Source organism: Pseudomonas marginalis, assembly GCF_900105325.1.
Lineage (GTDB): Bacteria > Pseudomonadota > Gammaproteobacteria > Pseudomonadales > Pseudomonadaceae > Aquipseudomonas > Aquipseudomonas marginalis.
Map to the genome: position 1 here is coordinate 112184 of NZ_FNSU01000003.1, position 15614 is coordinate 127797.

Genomic DNA, 15614 nt, shown 5'->3' on the forward strand with positions numbered 1-15614 from the left:
AAACAAGGAGAACAACATGCCGTATCAACCCTCGAAAAAAAAACCGGTGCGTTGCGCGCTGGCCCTCGTGGCGCTTGGATGCAGCCCGCTGTCATGGGCGCTGCAAGCCCCGTCAAAACTGCAGGTACCGACGCTGGCCTTTGATGACCGGCAAATCATCCTGGTGTGGGAAAAACCTGCCGAGCATGCCGGCATCAAGGATTACCGGGTCTACGCCAATGGCACGCTGCTGGGCAGCGCCAATGCCAACAATGACCAGGTGTCACCGGCCAAACCCTACATCGACCAGTTTTATCGGCAAGACACCGCCAACTTCCACCATCGCATCGGCATTCACAGCTTCACTGCCCAAGGCTTGAAGCCCGACACTGCGTACCGTTTCACCGTGCGTTCGGTGGACGGCAACGGCAAGGAATCCGCCGACAGCGCCCCGGTGCTGCAACGCACCACCCCGGTTGCGGCGGTATTTGACGTGAAAAAATACGGCGCCAAAGGCGACGGCAGTCACCTCGATACCCAGGCGATCCAGAACGCCATCGATGCCTGCACCGTCGGTTGCACAGTCTTGCTGCCTGAAGGCACCTACAAAAGCGGCGCGCTCTACCTCAAGAGCAACATGACCCTGGAGATCGCCGAAGGCGCGACCCTGCTCGGCTCCGAGCGCGCCGAAGATTACCCGCTGGCCGGCTATATCCAGTACCCGTATTCCACCACCGTGCGCCCGGCTTCGCTGATCAACGCGTTGCCCCGCGATCCACGCCAGCATCAGTCATTCGAAAACATCCGCATCGTCGGCAAGGGCACCCTCGATGGCAATGGCTGGAAGCGCAACGCCGATGTCGTCGACGAGCGTGGCCAGGCACTGCCGTTCTACCTGGCCAGTGACAATACCCGCTATGCCCAGGACGGCATCCTCGCCAAGGCGCAGGTGGAACAGGCCGTGGCACGCGGCATGAACGTCAAGGATGCCTACGGGCAGATGCGTTCCTCGCTGATTACCCTGCGCAATGTGAAGAACGTCTTCTACGGCGGCTTCACCGTGGTGAACCCGGCGTTCCACGGCATCATGAACCTGGAGACCGAAAACGTGGTGCTGGCCAACACCACCCACAAGACCTACGACGCCAACAACGGCGACGGCATCGAGTTCGCCAACAGCAAGGGCGCGATGGTGTTCAACAACTTCTTCGACACCGGCGATGACTGCGTGAATTTTGCGGCCGGCACCGGTGCCGATGCCGTGCACCAGCCGCCGCAGGAAGACGCGTGGATCTTCAACAACTACTTCCGCAAGGGCCACGGCATGGTGGTCGCCGGCAGCCACACCGGCGCCTGGATCCAGAACATCCTGGCCGAAGACAACGTGTCGGACGGCACCGATGCCGGGTTGCGCATGAAGAGCACCAACTTCATGGGCGGCGGCGCGCGCAACGTCACATTCCGCGACTCGGCGATCCGCAACACCGTCAAGCAGGCGTTCATTTTTACCCTCGACTACAACGACCCTAACGCCAAGCTCGACTATCAGCGCTCAACCATCGCGGGGCAGTTCAAGGACATCCGGGTGAGCGACGTGAGCGTCGAGAATGCCCAGGGGGCGGCGATCGAGGTCAAGGGTGATGCAGCGCACAACGCCTACCATCAGGGCCTGGTGTTCGAGCGCGTGCGCTTTCGCGGCGCGGCCAAGGCGCGTATCGATGGACTGAAAGACTCACGCTTCGACCACGTGGTCTTCAGCCAGACCGGCGCTGCCAACCCATGGCAGGTCAGCGATAGCCAAGGGCTGGTGTTCAAGGAGGTGGAGCCGACGCCGTAAGCGCAAACGTTATGGCGAATGGACCCTCGTAGTGAGCGGGCTTGCCCCGCGCTGGGCAGCGCAGCAGCCCCAAAACACAGCCCCGGAACTGTCTGGCACACTGCAGCGTTCTTATTGGGGCTGCTGCGCAGCCCGGCGCGGGCAAGCCCGCTCACCACCGGTACGGTGTTCGCTCTTAACTATCCCTGGGTGATAGCCAAGGGCTGGTGTTCAAGGAGGTGGAGCCGACGCCGTAAGCGCAAACGTTATGGCGAATGGACCCTCGTAGTGAGCGGGCTTGCCCCGCGCTGGGCAGCGCAGCAGCCCCAAAACACAGCCCCGGAACTGTCTGGCACACTGCAGCGTTCTTATTGGGGCTGCTGCGCAGCCCAGCGCGGGGCAAGCCCGCTCACCACCGGTACGGTGTTCGCTCTTAACTATCCCTGGGTGATAGCCAAGGGCTGGTGTTCAAGGAGGTGGAGCCGGCGCCGTAAGCGCAAACGTTATGGCGAATGGATCCTTGTAGTGAGCGGGCTTGCCCCGCGCTGGGCTGCGCAGCAGCCCCAAAACACAGCCCCGGAACTGTCTGGCACACTGCGGCGTTCTTATTGGGGCTGCTACGCAGCCCGGCGCGGGCAAGCCCGCTCACCACCGGTACGGTGTTCGCTCTTAACTATCCCTGGGTGATAGCCAAGGGCTGGTGTTCAAGGAGGTGGAGCCGACGCCGTAAGCGCAAACGTTATGGCGAATGGACCCTCGTAGTGAGCGGGCTTGCCCCGCGCTGGGCAGCGCAGCAGCCCCAAAACACAGCCCCGGAACTGTCTGGCACACTGCAGCGTTCTTATTGGGGCTGCTGCGCAGCCCAGCGCGGGGCAAGCCCGCTCACCACCGGTACGGTGTTCGCTCTTAACTATCCCTGGGTGATAGCCAAGGGCTGGTGTTCAAGGAGGTGGAGCCGGCGCCGTAAGCGCAAACGTTATGGCGAATGGATCCTTGTAGTGAGCGGGCTTGCCCCGCGCTGGGCTGCGCAGCCGCTCCAAAACACAGCCCCGGAACTGTCTGGCACACTGCGGCGTTCTTATTGGGGCTGCTACGCAGCCCAGCGCGGGGCAAGCCCGCTCACCACCGGTACGGTGTTCGCTCTTAACTATCCCTGGGTGATAGCCAAGGGCTGGTGTTCAAGGAGGTGGAGCCGGCGCCGTAAGCGCAAACGTTATGGCGAATGGATCCTTGTAGTGAGCGGGCTTGCCCCGCGCTGGGCTGCGCAGCAGCCCCAAAACACAGCCCCGGAACTGTCTGGCACACTGCGGCGTTCTTATTGGGGCTGCTACGCAGCCCGGCGCGGGCAAGCCCGCTCACCACCGGTACGGTGTTCGCTCTTAACTATCCCTGGGTGATAGCCAAGGGCTGGTGTTCAAGGAGGTGGAGCCGACGCCGTAAGCGCAAACGTTATGGCGAATGGACCCTTGTAGTGAGCGGGCTTGCCCCGCGCTGGGCTGCGCAGCAGCCCCAAAACACAGCCCCGGAACTGTCTGGCACACTGCAGCGTTCTTATTGGGGCTGCTACGCAGCCCAGCGCGGGGCAAGCCCGCTCACCACCGGTACGGTGTTCGCTCTTAACTATCCCTGGGTGATAGCCAAGGGCTGGTGTTCAAGGAGGTGGAGCCGACGCCGTAAGCGCAAACGTTATGGCGAATGGATCCTTGTAGTGAGCGGGCTTGCCCCGCGCTGGGCTGCGCAGCCGCCCCAAAACATAGCCCCGGAACTGTCTGGCACACTGCAGCGTTCTTATTGGGGCTGCTACGCAGCCCAGCGCGGGGCAAGCCCGCTCACCACCGGTACGGTGTTCGCTCTTAACTATCCCTGGGTGATAGCCAAGGGCTGGTGTTCAAGGAGGTGGAGCCGACGCCGTAAGCGCAAACGTTATGGCGAATGGACCCTTGTAGTGAGCGGGCTTGCCCCGCGCTGGGCTGCGCAGCCGCCCCAAAACACAGCCCCGGAACTGTCTGGCACACTGCAGCGTTCTTATTGGGGCTGCTACGCAGCCCAGCGCGGGGCAAGCCCGCTCACCACAGGTCCGGTGTTCGCTCTTAACTACCCCTGGGGAATCTATTGCGTCCCGCGTTAATAGACCTGCGGCACGATGATTTCCACCGGCGTCGGATTGCGCGAGTAGTCCTCCTGCCTGACCCGTTGCGGCAGCTCGATCACCGGCAGTTCCACTTCTTCATAAGGCATTTGCCCAAGCAGGTGGTGGATGCAGTTGAGGCGGGCTTTCTTTTTGTCGTCGGCCTGCACCACCCACCATGGCGCTTCGGCGATGTGGGTGCGCTCGAGCATGACTTCCTTGGCCTTGGTGTACGCCTCCCAGCGCCGCCGCGACTCCAGGTCCATGGGGCTGAGTTTCCACTGCTTGAGTGGGTCGTGAATGCGGCTGAGAAAGCGCAGGTGCTGTTCCTGGTCGGAAATGGAGAACCAGTATTTGATCAACTGGATGCCGGAGCGCGCGAGCATGCGTTCGAACTCCGGTACAGTGCGGAAGAATTCCTCGTACTGGTCTTCGTTGCAAAAGCCCATGACTTGTTCGACGCCGGCGCGGTTGTACCAGCTGCGGTCGAACAGCACGATTTCACCGGCGGCCGGCAGGTGCGAGACATACCGCTGGAAATACCACTGCGTCTGTTCGCGGTCGTTGGGCGCGGGCAGTGCGGCGACGCGGCAGACTCGCGGGTTGAGGCGCTGGGTAATGCGCTTGATCACACCGCCTTTGCCGGCGGCATCACGCCCTTCGAACAGGATCACCACCTTGGCGCCGGTCTTGACCACCCAGCTTTGCAGCTTCACCAGTTCGCCTTGCAGGCGGAACAGTTCGCTGAAGTAAATCCTGCGCGCGGCCTTTTCGGGGCTTTCCTCGACGTGCTCGTCGAACAGCGCGTTGAGGTCGTGCCCGTCTTCGGATAATTCCAGTTCCAGCTCTTCGTCACTGTGATCCAGCAGCTCTCGGTGGATGCGCTGGATCAAGGCGTCGTCTACTGCAGACATGGGAGGCACTCGCGTCGTGGGGGGATGGCAAAGTCTTAGTCGCATTTTGTTACCAACCAATTACATCGAAATACGTGGCTGTGGCGGAAAGACGGGACGAAATAGCGGTTTGCCACCCAATTTTCATAAAAGCGTAACAAAGCTGCTGCAAAGTTCCGGGAGCCCGTAATCACAAGGATTTCCCTGAATGAAACGTCTGATGAAGTCAGCTGCACTCGCCGTTGCGGTTTCTCTAAGTGCCACCTCGGTATTTGCTGCCGAGAACGTCCGTCTGACAGGTTCTGGCGCCAGTTTCCCAGCGCCGATCTACCTCACCTGGTTCAAGGATTTCAGCAAGAAGACCGAAGGCGTCACGGTTGACTACCAGTCCAAAGGCAGTGGCGCGGGTGTACAGGACTTCCTGAACAAAACCGTGGACTTCGCCGCCAGTGACTCGGCCATGAAGGACGAAGACATCGCCAAGGTCGCCGAAGGCGTGCAGTTGCTGCCGATGACCGCAGGCGAAATCGTCCTGGCGTTCAACCTGCCGGGCAATCCTAAAGAACTTAAGTTGCCACGGGATGTGTACTCCAACATCTTCCTGGGCAAGATCACCAAGTGGAACGATCCGCAGATCGTCGCCGCCAACCCTGGCCTGAAACTGCCGGACATGCCGATCACCGTGGTCGTGCGTGCAGACTCCAGCGGCACCACAGCCGTATTCACCAAGCACTTGGCGGCCATCAACCCGCAGTTCCAGAAGGACTTGGGTGAAGGCAACACCGTCAACTGGCCAGCCAGCGACAAATTCATCAAGTCGCCGAAGAACGATGGTGTGACCGCCACCGTACGCCAGACCCCAGGCGCGATTGGCTACATCGAATACGGCTTCGCCAAGCTGGCCAAGGTTGACTTTGCCCAGCTGCAGAACAAGGCCGGCAAGTACGTGGTACCTAACGCCGAAAGCGGTGCCGAAGCCCTGGCTGCGGTGAAAATGCCGGAAAGCCTGGTGGCCTGGCTGCCGGACCCGGACGGCGCCAAGTCCTACCCGATCACGTCCTACACCTGGATGATCTTCCGCAAGGACAACGGCAACCCGGCCAAGGCCAAGGCCATGCGTGAAATGGTCGAGTACAGCCTGACCGAAGGGCAGAAAATCGCCGACTCGATGGGCTATATCCCGCTGCCGAAGTCGGTGGTCGATCAGGTTCGTAAAGCGTCCGCCAACATCCAGTAACGCTTGTGAGGCCTCTCTCGGCGGGCGCTGTCAGCCCGGCCGGGAGGGTTACCCCCCTGTTCCGGAATTAGCCAATGAACACACCGTTTGTCGTACCGGGTAACCCGGATTCTGCCTGCCAGCCACCTTCTGCGAAGGATTTCCTGGTTGATCGCACCTTCCGTGCGCTTGCACGAATAGGCGTGGTTCTGGTGCTGGCGTTGGTGTTTGCCCTGGTGTTCGAAGTCGGGCGCAAGGCCCTTCCAGGCATGGAAAAGCACGGCTTTGACGTGCTGCTGGGCAGCGTCTGGGATGTCAACCAAGGCAAGTACGGCATTCTGCCGGCCATCTGGGGCACGCTCTACAGTGCCTTTATCGCGTTGCTGATCGCAGGTGTTTTCGGCGTCAGCATGGCGATTTTCCTCACCCAGGATTTTTTGCCGGCGAAGCTGGCGGCGGTGTTTCGTACCATCGTCGAACTGCTCGCGGCCATCCCCAGCGTCGTTTATGGCCTGTGGGGCATTTACGTGGTCATCCCGGCGATCCGGCCGTTGACCGCATGGTTGAACACTGAACTTGGCTGGATTCCCTTTTTCGGCACGTCCCTGAGCGGCCCGGGGTTGCTCCCGGCGGCGCTGGTGCTTGCAATCATGATTCTGCCGACCATCGCCGCCGTGTCGCAGGATGCGCTCACCGCCGTGCCGATGAAAACCAAGCAAGCCGCCTACGGCATGGGGACCACCCACTGGGAAGCGATTCTCAAGGTGATGGTGCCGTCCGCCGCCACCGGCATCTTCGGTTCCCTGGTCTTGGGCCTGGGCCGCGCACTCGGCGAAACCATGGCCCTGGCCATGCTGGTGGGCAACGCCAACAACATCTCGCTGTCGCTGTTCGCCCCGGCCAACACCCTGGCAGCCTTGCTGGCGCTGAACTTCCCCGAAGCCGGGCCGAACGAGATCGAAGTACTGATGTACGCCGCACTGGTGCTGATGTTGATCACGCTGATCGTGAACATCTTCGGCTCCATGATCATGATGTACGCCCAACGGGGTAATAAGTGATGACTGACCTCACTGCTGCAACCGACCTGACGTCCCCCGCAGGCGCAATGCCCAGCCTCCAGCGCCGGTTCGAAGGCCGTGCCCTGCGCAGCCTGGTGTTGACCACCCTGGTCTGGACGGGCGCGCTGCTGGCCAGCGTGCCGCTGATTTCCGTGCTCTACATGCTCATCACCCGCGGCGGCGCGCGCCTGAGCCTTGAAGTGTTTACCGAGCTGCCACCCACCGGTTTCGAGACCGGCGGCGGTTTCGGCAACGCGATGGCCGGTACCTTCGTGATGGTCGGCATTGCCGCTGCCATCGCCGTGCCGGTCGGCATCATGGCGGCAATCTTCCTCGCCGAACTGGGCCCGGACAGCAAGCTGGCGAACGCCGCACGTTTTGCCGCGAAGATGCTCACCGGCCTGCCGTCGATTCTGGCCGGTGTGTTTGCCTACGCCTTGGTGGTGATGACCACCGGCACCTACTCGGCCCCGGCCGGTGGTGTGGCACTGGCGGTGCTGATGCTGCCCATCGTGGTGTTGACCGCCGAAGAGTCGATGCGCATGGTGCCCAAGATCATGAAGGACGCCGCCTACGGCATGGGCTGCACCCGCTCCCAGGTGATCTGGAAAATCGTCCTGCCCACCGGCCTGCCGGCCATTCTCACCGGCGTGATGCTCGCCGTGGCCCGCGCCGCCGGCGAAACCGCGCCGCTGTTGTTTACCGCGTTGTTCAGCAACTACTGGATCTACCACGACGGCAGCCTGGCGGTGATGAACCCGACAGCCTCGCTGGCCGTGCTGATCTACAACTTCTCCGGCATGCCCTTCGACAACCAGCTTGAACTCGCCTGGGCGGCGTCGCTGGTACTGGTAATGATCGTGCTGGTCGTGAATATCGTGAGCCGTATTTTCGGCAAGCCAAAGTATTGAAAACGGGAGCACCTGAATCTTGAACGTATCAACTGCGCAAATAGCCGCTCCGTTTGTCACCCAGGCGCCTGTGGTCATGGACTGCAAGCTGGACAAGATCTTCTACGGCAACTTCATGGCCGTGCGTGACAGCCATGTGCCGATCGAAAAGAACAAGATCACCGGCTTCATCGGGCCTTCCGGCTGCGGTAAAAGTACCGTGTTGCGTAGCCTCAACCGCATGAACGACCTGGTCAAAGGTTTCCGCTTCGAGGGCCATGTGCATTTCCTCGGGCAGGACGTCTACGGCAAGGGCGTGGACCCGGTGGTCGTGCGCCGTTATATCGGCATGGTGTTCCAGCAGCCGAACCCGTTCTCCATGAGCATCTTCGACAACGTGGCCTTCGGCCTGCGCCTGAACCGCTACAAAGGCGACCTGGGCGACCGCGTCAAGCACGCCCTGCAAGGCGCGGCGCTGTGGGATGAGGTCAAGGACAAGCTCAAGGTCAGCGGCCTGTCGCTGTCCGGTGGCCAGCAGCAACGCCTGTGCATCGCCCGCGCCATCGCCACCGAGCCGGAAGTGCTGTTGCTCGACGAGCCGTGCTCGGCGCTGGACCCGATCGCCACGCGCCGGGTCGAGGAGCTGATGGTCGAGCTGAAGAAGGACTACACCATCGCCCTGGTGACCCACAACATGCAGCAGGCCATCCGCGTGGCCGACACCACGGCGTTTTTCTCGGTGGACATTTCCCAGGGCACGCGCACCGGCTACCTGGTGGAGATGGGCCCGACGGCGCAGATCTTCGAGAACCCGCGTGAACAAATGACCGGGGACTACATCAGCGGCAAGTTCAGCTGATGCCCCTGCGGGAGCTGGGATGCTCCCGTATTTTCAACTGCTTATGGGAATGCCGATGCCTGCAACACGACGCCTTGATTTGCCCGCGATTGAACGCGCACTGCGTGAGGTGCAACAGCGCTTTGCCGAGCTCAGCCGGGACTTTACCGAGCCGCGCGACCCGTTGACCGACGAAGTGCTGCACAACGTGCTTGAAGGCTACGCGCTGATTGACGACTATGTCGCGCGGGGCGTCGACCTGTTCGACCTGCAGCAGCTGGACCTGATGCTGGAGATCAACGCCACCGTGCTCTGTGGCAGCGACCCTTCACGGCGCCTGGAATACGCCCACCACCTGGCGGCGACCGAAGAACACTTCTTCAACAATGTCGAAGGTGGCATCAAGGACTTGTACAACTGGTACTGCGCGTATCGCAGTGAATCAGTCTGGAAGCGCGCCGCCGGGGTGTATGTACGCATCCTCAGCAAGCCGCAGCTGTTCATTGAAGGCAACAACCGCAGCGGTTCGCTGATCGTCAGCTATTTGCTGATGCGTGCAGGCCTGCCGCCGTTCGTGCTGACGCTGGAGAACGCCGAGGGCTACTTCAACCCTTCGTCGGTGATCCGCAACTCAGCCAAACATGGAGTCAAGGCGTTGTACGAATTGCCCAAGATCAAGAAAAAATACGCCGCCTTCCTGGAAGAACAGGCGCCGGATCCGCACAAGTTTTTTCTCAAGGACCCGCGCCAGCCCATTTCTCAAGGGGGGCATTGATGAGCGGTTCTCCGGTATTCGCCAGGGCAGGGCGGGCCCTCCAGCGCATCCTGCCGATGCAGCAGCGCCCGCGTATCCGTATTTCCTTCGATATCGACGACACCCTGGCCTGCCAGCTGCACCACTGCGACGTTGAGCCGAGCCGGCTGCCGGCCTGCGTGCACCGTTGGCTGGGTGAGCCCTTGCGGATCGGCACGCGCTCCCTGACCCGCGAGCTACGCCGCCAGGGCTGCAGCATCTGGGTCTACACCTCGTCCGGTCGCACGCCGTCGTATATCCGCCGCTGGCTGATGCTCTACGGCATCCGCGTCGACGGCGTGGTCAACAGCGTGCTGCACAACCATGCCCTGACGGCACGCGGGCTGTCGAACGCACCCTCGAAATTCCCCCCGGCCTTCGACATCGACCTGCATGTGGATGACTCCGAAGGCGTGCGCAGTGAAGGCCATGACCATGGTTTTCGCGTGGTAGTGGTGGACCCTCAAGACGAAAACTGGGCGCAGCGGGTGTTGGAGGCCGTAGCGCAGGTCCAGGCGCAGTTGGCCTGGCAGCAGCCGCTCCGGTACAAAAAGACGACACGGCAGCGCGCGGAGGTTTTTTCTTCCTGAGGCGCTGTGAAAATCCAGAAAAGCCACTCGAACGAGTGGTTTTTTTGTCTTGCCGCAGCGCCCCGAGCGGCCTCAGTCGGAGCGCGCAGCCTCCATGCCGCGCCGGATCCGCATCAGGTCCTGATACGCCTCGGTGCGCTTTGCATCGGCTATCTGTTTCGCTTCGGTAAAGCGCAGCCAGTCACCGGCGTCGGCCAAGCTGCTGCCTATGATGGCGTAGGCCTGTGTTTCCAGGCGGTCGGCCTCGTAGAACAGTTCGGTGTTCCTGGCCAGCTCCGCTTCCCAGCCGGTTTGTTTTGACGCTTCACGCCTATTCGCTGCCATGGCCTTCACCCCAAGGTCGTCATGTGCGAGCGAAGAGAGCAGGGGCCTGGTCGAGGCCGCCGGGTTCGTTGCTCGCGTAGGAGCGACACGAGCCGTTCTCGTGTCTGATAAGTCCTTCAATGTTGATGGATAAACGTGGGGGTTCGTTCAAATTAGTTCGGGGGGCGGGCGCACCCTCGGCTCGATCTATGTGATACCGGCAGCAGGCCTGGTGCTGATACTGGGCGTCTACCGGTTTATCTCCGAAGGCGGCGCGCTGATCAATGTGATCGGCAACGGCGTGGCCACCCTGTTCATTGCCCGCTGGGATGGGGCGCTGGACCGTTAGCCACTCAAGCGGGAGTTGGGGTAGGTCGCAGAAAGCCTTGGTCAATCGGCCAGTTTGGCTGTGCCCAGCACGCGATTCAACTCGCCAGCGACAGCGATGAGTTGTTGTTCCAGTGCTTCAACTTCAGAGAGGCTAATGCCATTGTTGATAACTTGCAGGGTTTTAGCCCGCTTCTTTAGGGCGGGCGCCAGATTGTGTGCGTGTTGCGAAATCAACGCCTGACGCAATAGATTGTTGATCACGGTTTGATAGCCCGTACCGGCGCTTTCTGCGCGTTCACGGGCGGCATCGATAACCGCATCGTCAAGCATGATGGTGATGCGGGTCTTGCCCTTGTTGCTGGCGACAGCACCGCGTTTGCTGTGGGTGAAATCGTATTCGTCTTTCAAGGTCCAAGCCTCCAGGTACCGACACGGTTCATTTCTTGAGGCGAGTTTGGCGCTGATAATGGCTGATCCGCCATATAGATTGATTCTGTTTTAATTGTCAGAAGAGGCGAACTTGAATGTGCGAATAGTCTGGACAGGTCAACGTGCACGGGGTCAGTTCAAGACTGCGTTTGTTCACATTGCCCCTTTATTCCCCGGCATGCTCATTTCACTGCCCACGCCGGGGAAAAGGTCGGGACGCTACCTTCAACGCATATGCAAAATAATCGGACTGCTGCTGGCCGGGTCGGTATGCCCGCGCAGCTTGCCGACTGCCTTGGCGTCGACCGCGTCAGCGTGGTTGCCCCAGGTGCTGCGCACGTAGGTCAGTACCTGGGCGATTTCCGCATCGGACAGTTGTTCACGAAACGCCGGCATGCGGTAGGCGTCCGGTACGCCGGCGGCGACTACCCGCTGTGAGCCGTTGAGGGTGATGTTGATCGCCGAGGCACTTTCCTTGGCCAATGCCGAGGTGGCGCCGGCCAGGGGCGGCATCCATTCGGGCTGGCCCTTGCCGTCCGGGCCATGGCAGGAGGCGCAGCGGGTCGCGTAGGTGTGGGCGCCGGGGACGTCCTGGCGTGTATCGGCGGCTACGTACTGCCAGGGCGTGCCGTCGCGCTGTGGGTCGCCGGGCAGTGACTTGAGGTAACGGGCGATGGCGGCCAGGTCGGCGTCTTCCATGAACTGCGTGGAGTTGTTGAAGGCTTCGGTCATCGAGCCGTAGACCACCGCATGGGCGTTGCGCCCGGTCTTGAGGAACTGCACGATCTGCGGCTCGCTCCAGCGCCCCAGGCCGGTGTTCGGGTCCTGGCGCAGGCTCGGTGCGTACCAGCCGTCGAGCAGGGCGCCGGCTAGGAACGGCTTGCCGGATTCGTCCAGGGCTTTTTCGTTGAAGGCCAGGCCGCGCGGCGTGTGGCAGCTGCCGCAGTGGCCAGGGCCTTGGACGATGTAGGCGCCACGGTTCCATAGCGCGTCCTGATTGGGTTTGGCCGCGTAAGTGGCGGTCGGCGCGAAGAGGCCGTTCCACAGGGCGATGGGCCAGCGCAGATTGAGCGGCCAGGGAATGTCGCTGGGGATGTTGGGCTCGTTGGCCGGTTGTACGCCTTGCATGAAGAACGCATACATCGCGCGGATATCATCGTCGCTGAGCTTGGCGTAAGACGGGTAGGGCATCGCGGGGTAGAGCCGGCGGCCGCCCGGTGCTACGCCGTGGCGCACTGCACGGTCGAAGTCGGCGAGGCTGTAGGTGCCGATGCCGTGGGTGCGGTCCGGGGTGATGTTGGTGGCGTGAATGGCGCCCAGCGGCGTGGCCATTTCCAGGCCCCCGGCGAAGGGCGCCTTGCCCGGCAGGCTGTGGCAGGCGACGCAGTCACTGAGGCGGGCGACATATTCGCCGCGACTGACCTGTGCGGGGTCGACGCTGGCGGCTTGTTCCTGCGCGAACGGGGTGGCGGGCTGGCGGGTGACATACCAGGCCAGCAGGGCTGCCGCGAGCAGGCAGGGCAGCGCCAGCCAGCCTGCGGTTCTTACGAATCGACGGTTGTTCATGGGCGTTCCCTGTGAGTCAGCTGAAGGTGTATCGGCTTAGTGGCAGGCCGCGAATTCGCTGCCCCGTCAATTGCGCGACCGCATTGGCCACGGCCGGTGCCACGGCGGGCAGCGGCGGTTCGCCGATGCCGCCCATCTTCTCGCCACTCTCGACAATCTTCACGTGCACCTGCGCCATCCGTGAGGGCGGCAGGATCGGGTAGAGGTCGTAATTGCGCGCCCGTGGCTTGCCGTCCACGTACACCGCTTCTTCCAGCAAGGTTTGCGAGAGCCCCAGGGCCACCGCGCCATTGACCTGAGCTTGCACAATCGCCGGGTTGACGATGCTGCCGGGGTCGATGGCTTCCCAGATGTGGTGGACCTTGACCTGGCCGTTTTCAATCGACACTTCGGCGATCACTGCCGCGTGGGAGCCGAACGGCGAGGCCATGGCCACGCCACGGGCACGCCGGGTACCGTCTTCGGCAGTGTAGGGGCCCCGTTTCCAGCCACCGGACAACTCGCCCACGGCCTTGAGCAGGGTGGTCAGCCGTGGGTTGTCGCGCAGCAGGTGCAGGCGCAGCTCATAGGGATCGCGGCCGCCTTTGTCCGCCAGCTCATCAAGGAACGCTTCGTAGAAGAAGTCATTCAGCGAATTGCCCACCGAACGCCAGTAGCCGAGCATGGCCGGGCCCTTGACGTAGATCTGCGCGATGCGTTTGTTGGGGATGGCGTAGCTCTTGCCCGACAGGCCTTCAAGGGCGGTGGGGTCGAGTTTTTCGCCCTGCTTGCCGGCGATGGCCTCGGTGGGGCCTTCGGTGGCGCTCACCGCTTCGATCGCCACCGGCAGGCCGTCGGCGTCCAGCGCGGCGCGGAACTTGACCACCGCCACCGGGCGCAACACGTCGCGCAGGAACTCTTCCTCACGGCTCCAGATCAGCTTGACCGGACGGCCCACCGCCTTGGCCAATGCAATCGCCTGGGGGTAGGGGCTGGCCGAGTCATACAGGAAGTGCCGGCCGAAAAAACCGCCCAGCAGCGGCGAGTGCAGGGTCACTTGCGCAGGGTCGAGCCCGGCGCGCTTGGCGATGTCGGCGCGGAACATATCGGGCGCCTGGTTGGGCAGCCAGATCTCCAGCGAACCGTCGGGGTTGAAGCGCGCCAGGGCTGACGGTGGTTCCAGCTGGGCATGGTTGAGGTATTGGTTGTGGTAGGTGGCCTCGACCTGGGTCTTGGCGTTCTTCAACGCGCCGGCCACATCGCCTTCGTTCTCGTCGTCACGGGCCGGACCTTGCTGGGCCGCGAGAAAATCGCGAAAGCCGTCGCTGGAGAAATCCGCGGGCATGCCGCGCACTTTTGAGTCGGCCGTCGGTTCCTGCCAGTCGACCTGGATCGCCTCCACCGCACGCTTGGCGTGCCACCAGCGTTCGGCCACCACGGCTACCGCACCGGGCAGCACATGCACCGAGTGCACGCCTTTCATGGTTTCGACCTGGGATTGGTTACGCAGGCTGCCCACGGTCATGCCCAGGCGCGGCGCGTGCTGCACGGCGGCGTGGAGCATGCCGTCGACCTTGATGTCGATGCTGTACTGCGCCTTGCCGGTGGATTTGTCATAGGCATCCAGGCGCTTGACCGGCTTGCCGATCCAGCGGAACTGGCTCGGGTCGCGCAGGGTGATGCTGGCCGGGTCGGGCACCGGCATGTCCAGGGCGCGGCCGGCCAACTCGCCGTAGCCCAGGGAGCGCCCGGAGGCGGCGTGCACCACGCGGCCAGGCTGGGTGGTCAGTTGGGCCACCGGCACACCAAGCTGCTCGGCGCCGGCCTGCAACAGCATGGCGCGGGCGAGGGCGCCCAGGCGGCGCATGACCGGGTAGCTCATGCGCACCGACATGCTGCCGCCGGTGATGCGCATGCCGTTGTCCATCACCACATAGGCCTCACCGGGTGGCGCGGCTTCGACGATAAAGGTGGCAGGGTCGGCATCCAGCTCTTCGCCGACGATCTGCGCCATGGCGGTGTGGGTGCCTTGGCCACCTTCCATAAAGGGGCTGAGCAGGCGCACCGTACCGTCCGGGCGAATCTCCAGGAACGCCGGCACCTGGGTGCCGCGTTCTGCGGCGGCAGCGGCCTGCACTCGGGCCGAGCCCAGCGGCAGGCCAAAACCGATGACCAGCGCACCCACGGCCGTGCTGGCCAGGAAGCGGCGACGCGACAGGTTGATCGGCTCGCCCAGGGTGATGCCAGGGATGACGGATGGCGTGTTCATCAGGCGCTCTCCTTCCCGGCGGCCAGGTCATGCATGGCGGCATGGATGGCGTTGTAGGTGCCGCAGCGGCACAGGTTGACCATGGCCGCGTCGATCTGCGCATTGGTGGGGGCGGGGGTGTGCTTGAGCAGCGCGGTGGCTGCCACCACCTGCCCGGACTGGCAGTAACCGCATTGCGCCACCTGATGCTCGACCCAGGCACTGACCACCCGCTTGCCGACTGCATCGGCTTCGATAGCCTCGATGGTGGTGATCTCACGCCCGACCACCCCGGCCACCGGCGTGACGCACGAACGCACGACATTGCCGTCCACCAGCACCGAGCAGGCGCCGCATTGGGCCAGGCCGCAGCCGTACTTGGTGCCGGTCAGCCCCAGGTCATCGCGGATCACCCACAGCAGCGGCGTGTCGGCGTCGGCGTCGACCTGATAGGTTTTTTGGTTGATGCGTAATTCCATGGCTGGCTCACCTGCTGATCATCGGTCGGGATGGCGTGTTTCTTATAAGAAAGGCGATGGGCGCCCATTGTCGAAC

At 62.7% G+C, this 15614-nt stretch carries 13 protein-coding genes and 1 pseudogene; 8 read left to right on the forward strand and 6 right to left on the reverse strand.

Annotation, left to right across the window (positions count from 1 at the left end; translation table 11 throughout):
• Window positions 1–16 precede the first annotated feature (16 nt).
• Complete coding sequence (locus BLW22_RS09985) at window positions 17–1816, forward strand: glycosyl hydrolase family 28 protein (protein WP_074845976.1); 1800 nt, start codon at window positions 17–19, stop codon at window positions 1814–1816.
• A 2103-nt stretch (window positions 1817–3919) separates the two neighbouring features.
• On the opposite strand, the gene ppk2 is transcribed toward BLW22_RS09985, so the two are convergent.
• Window positions 3920–4837, reverse strand: coding sequence for a polyphosphate kinase 2 (gene ppk2, locus BLW22_RS09990; protein WP_065928085.1), 918 nt, complete (start codon window positions 4835–4837; stop codon window positions 3920–3922).
• Window positions 4838–5024: 187 nt separating this feature from the next.
• On the opposite strand from ppk2, the gene pstS reads away from it, so the two are divergent.
• From pstS to BLW22_RS10020, 6 genes are all read left to right on the forward strand, one after another.
• Window positions 5025–6053 (forward strand): phosphate ABC transporter substrate-binding protein PstS, encoded by a 1029-nt coding sequence (pstS, locus tag BLW22_RS09995; RefSeq protein WP_027603516.1) that lies wholly within the window; start codon window positions 5025–5027, stop codon window positions 6051–6053.
• 74 nt (window positions 6054–6127) lie between these two features.
• Complete coding sequence (gene pstC / locus BLW22_RS10000) at window positions 6128–7093, forward strand: phosphate ABC transporter permease subunit PstC (RefSeq protein WP_027603517.1); 966 nt, start codon at window positions 6128–6130, stop codon at window positions 7091–7093.
• The gene (pstA, locus tag BLW22_RS10005; RefSeq protein ID WP_074845979.1) at window positions 7093–8004 is read left to right on the forward strand and encodes a phosphate ABC transporter permease PstA; all 912 of its coding nucleotides are present in this window, start codon (window positions 7093–7095) and stop codon (window positions 8002–8004) included. The genes pstC and pstA overlap by 1 nt, the downstream gene beginning before the upstream one ends.
• Window positions 8005–8080: 76 nt before the next feature.
• Window positions 8081–8842: a phosphate ABC transporter ATP-binding protein PstB gene (pstB, locus tag BLW22_RS10010; protein ID WP_010210300.1), complete on the forward strand. Its 762-nt coding sequence runs from the start codon at window positions 8081–8083 to the stop codon at window positions 8840–8842.
• Between the two features lie 55 nt (window positions 8843–8897).
• Window positions 8898–9596, forward strand: a complete 699-nt coding sequence (locus BLW22_RS10015) for a hypothetical protein (RefSeq protein WP_074848128.1) — start codon at window positions 8898–8900, stop codon at window positions 9594–9596.
• A 56-nt stretch (window positions 9597–9652) separates the two neighbouring features.
• Entirely contained in the window at window positions 9653–10204 is a 552-nt protein-coding gene (locus BLW22_RS10020; protein WP_027603521.1) for a hypothetical protein, read from the forward strand.
• Window positions 10205–10276: 72 nt separating this feature from the next.
• Here the strand turns inward: BLW22_RS10020 and BLW22_RS10025 are convergent, their stop codons facing one another.
• Complete coding sequence (locus tag BLW22_RS10025) at window positions 10277–10528, reverse strand: hypothetical protein (protein WP_053139889.1); 252 nt, start codon at window positions 10526–10528, stop codon at window positions 10277–10279.
• Window positions 10529–10700: 172 nt separating this feature from the next.
• Between BLW22_RS10025 and BLW22_RS35295 the strand changes: the two are divergent.
• Window positions 10701–10856: pseudogene (locus BLW22_RS35295) on the forward strand (C4-dicarboxylate transporter DctA); the annotation flags it as partial.
• Between the two features lie 41 nt (window positions 10857–10897).
• On the opposite strand, the gene BLW22_RS10030 reads toward BLW22_RS35295, so the two are convergent.
• From BLW22_RS10030 to BLW22_RS10045, 4 genes are all read right to left on the reverse strand, one after another.
• Complete coding sequence (locus BLW22_RS10030) at window positions 10898–11245, reverse strand: BrnA antitoxin family protein (RefSeq protein ID WP_074845988.1); 348 nt, start codon at window positions 11243–11245, stop codon at window positions 10898–10900.
• A 246-nt stretch (window positions 11246–11491) separates the two neighbouring features.
• The gene (locus BLW22_RS10035) at window positions 11492–12832 is read right to left on the reverse strand and encodes a c-type cytochrome (RefSeq protein WP_074845992.1); all 1341 of its coding nucleotides are present in this window, start codon (window positions 12830–12832) and stop codon (window positions 11492–11494) included.
• 16 nt (window positions 12833–12848) lie between these two features.
• Window positions 12849–15080: a xanthine dehydrogenase family protein molybdopterin-binding subunit gene (locus BLW22_RS10040; protein ID WP_074845996.1), complete on the reverse strand. Its 2232-nt coding sequence runs from the start codon at window positions 15078–15080 to the stop codon at window positions 12849–12851.
• Window positions 15080–15538, reverse strand: a complete 459-nt coding sequence (locus BLW22_RS10045) for a (2Fe-2S)-binding protein (RefSeq protein WP_065924418.1) — start codon at window positions 15536–15538, stop codon at window positions 15080–15082. The genes BLW22_RS10040 and BLW22_RS10045 overlap by 1 nt, the downstream gene beginning before the upstream one ends.
• Window positions 15539–15614 lie beyond the last annotated feature (76 nt).

Bases quoted from the DNA above. Each gene is read 5' to 3' on its own strand.
- BLW22_RS09985 (WP_074845976.1), top strand. From the start codon at position 17: ATGCCGTATCAACCCTCGAAAAAAAAACCGGTGCGTTGCGCGCTGGCC.
- BLW22_RS10025 (WP_053139889.1), bottom strand. From the start codon at position 10,528: ATGGCAGCGAATAGGCGTGAAGCGTCAAAACAAACCGGCTGGGAAGCG.
- BLW22_RS10035 (WP_074845992.1), bottom strand. From the start codon at position 12,832: ATGAACAACCGTCGATTCGTAAGAACCGCAGGCTGGCTGGCGCTGCCC.
- BLW22_RS10040 (WP_074845996.1), bottom strand. From the start codon at position 15,080: ATGAACACGCCATCCGTCATCCCTGGCATCACCCTGGGCGAGCCGATC.
- pstA (WP_074845979.1), top strand. From the start codon at position 7,093: ATGACTGACCTCACTGCTGCAACCGACCTGACGTCCCCCGCAGGCGCA.
- pstS (WP_027603516.1), top strand. From the start codon at position 5,025: ATGAAACGTCTGATGAAGTCAGCTGCACTCGCCGTTGCGGTTTCTCTA.
- BLW22_RS10015 (WP_074848128.1), top strand. From the start codon at position 8,898: ATGCCTGCAACACGACGCCTTGATTTGCCCGCGATTGAACGCGCACTG.
- pstC (WP_027603517.1), top strand. From the start codon at position 6,128: ATGAACACACCGTTTGTCGTACCGGGTAACCCGGATTCTGCCTGCCAG.
- ppk2 (WP_065928085.1), bottom strand. From the start codon at position 4,837: ATGTCTGCAGTAGACGACGCCTTGATCCAGCGCATCCACCGAGAGCTG.
- pstB (WP_010210300.1), top strand. From the start codon at position 8,081: ATGGACTGCAAGCTGGACAAGATCTTCTACGGCAACTTCATGGCCGTG.
- BLW22_RS10045 (WP_065924418.1), bottom strand. From the start codon at position 15,538: ATGGAATTACGCATCAACCAAAAAACCTATCAGGTCGACGCCGACGCC.
- BLW22_RS10020 (WP_027603521.1), top strand. From the start codon at position 9,653: ATGCAGCAGCGCCCGCGTATCCGTATTTCCTTCGATATCGACGACACC.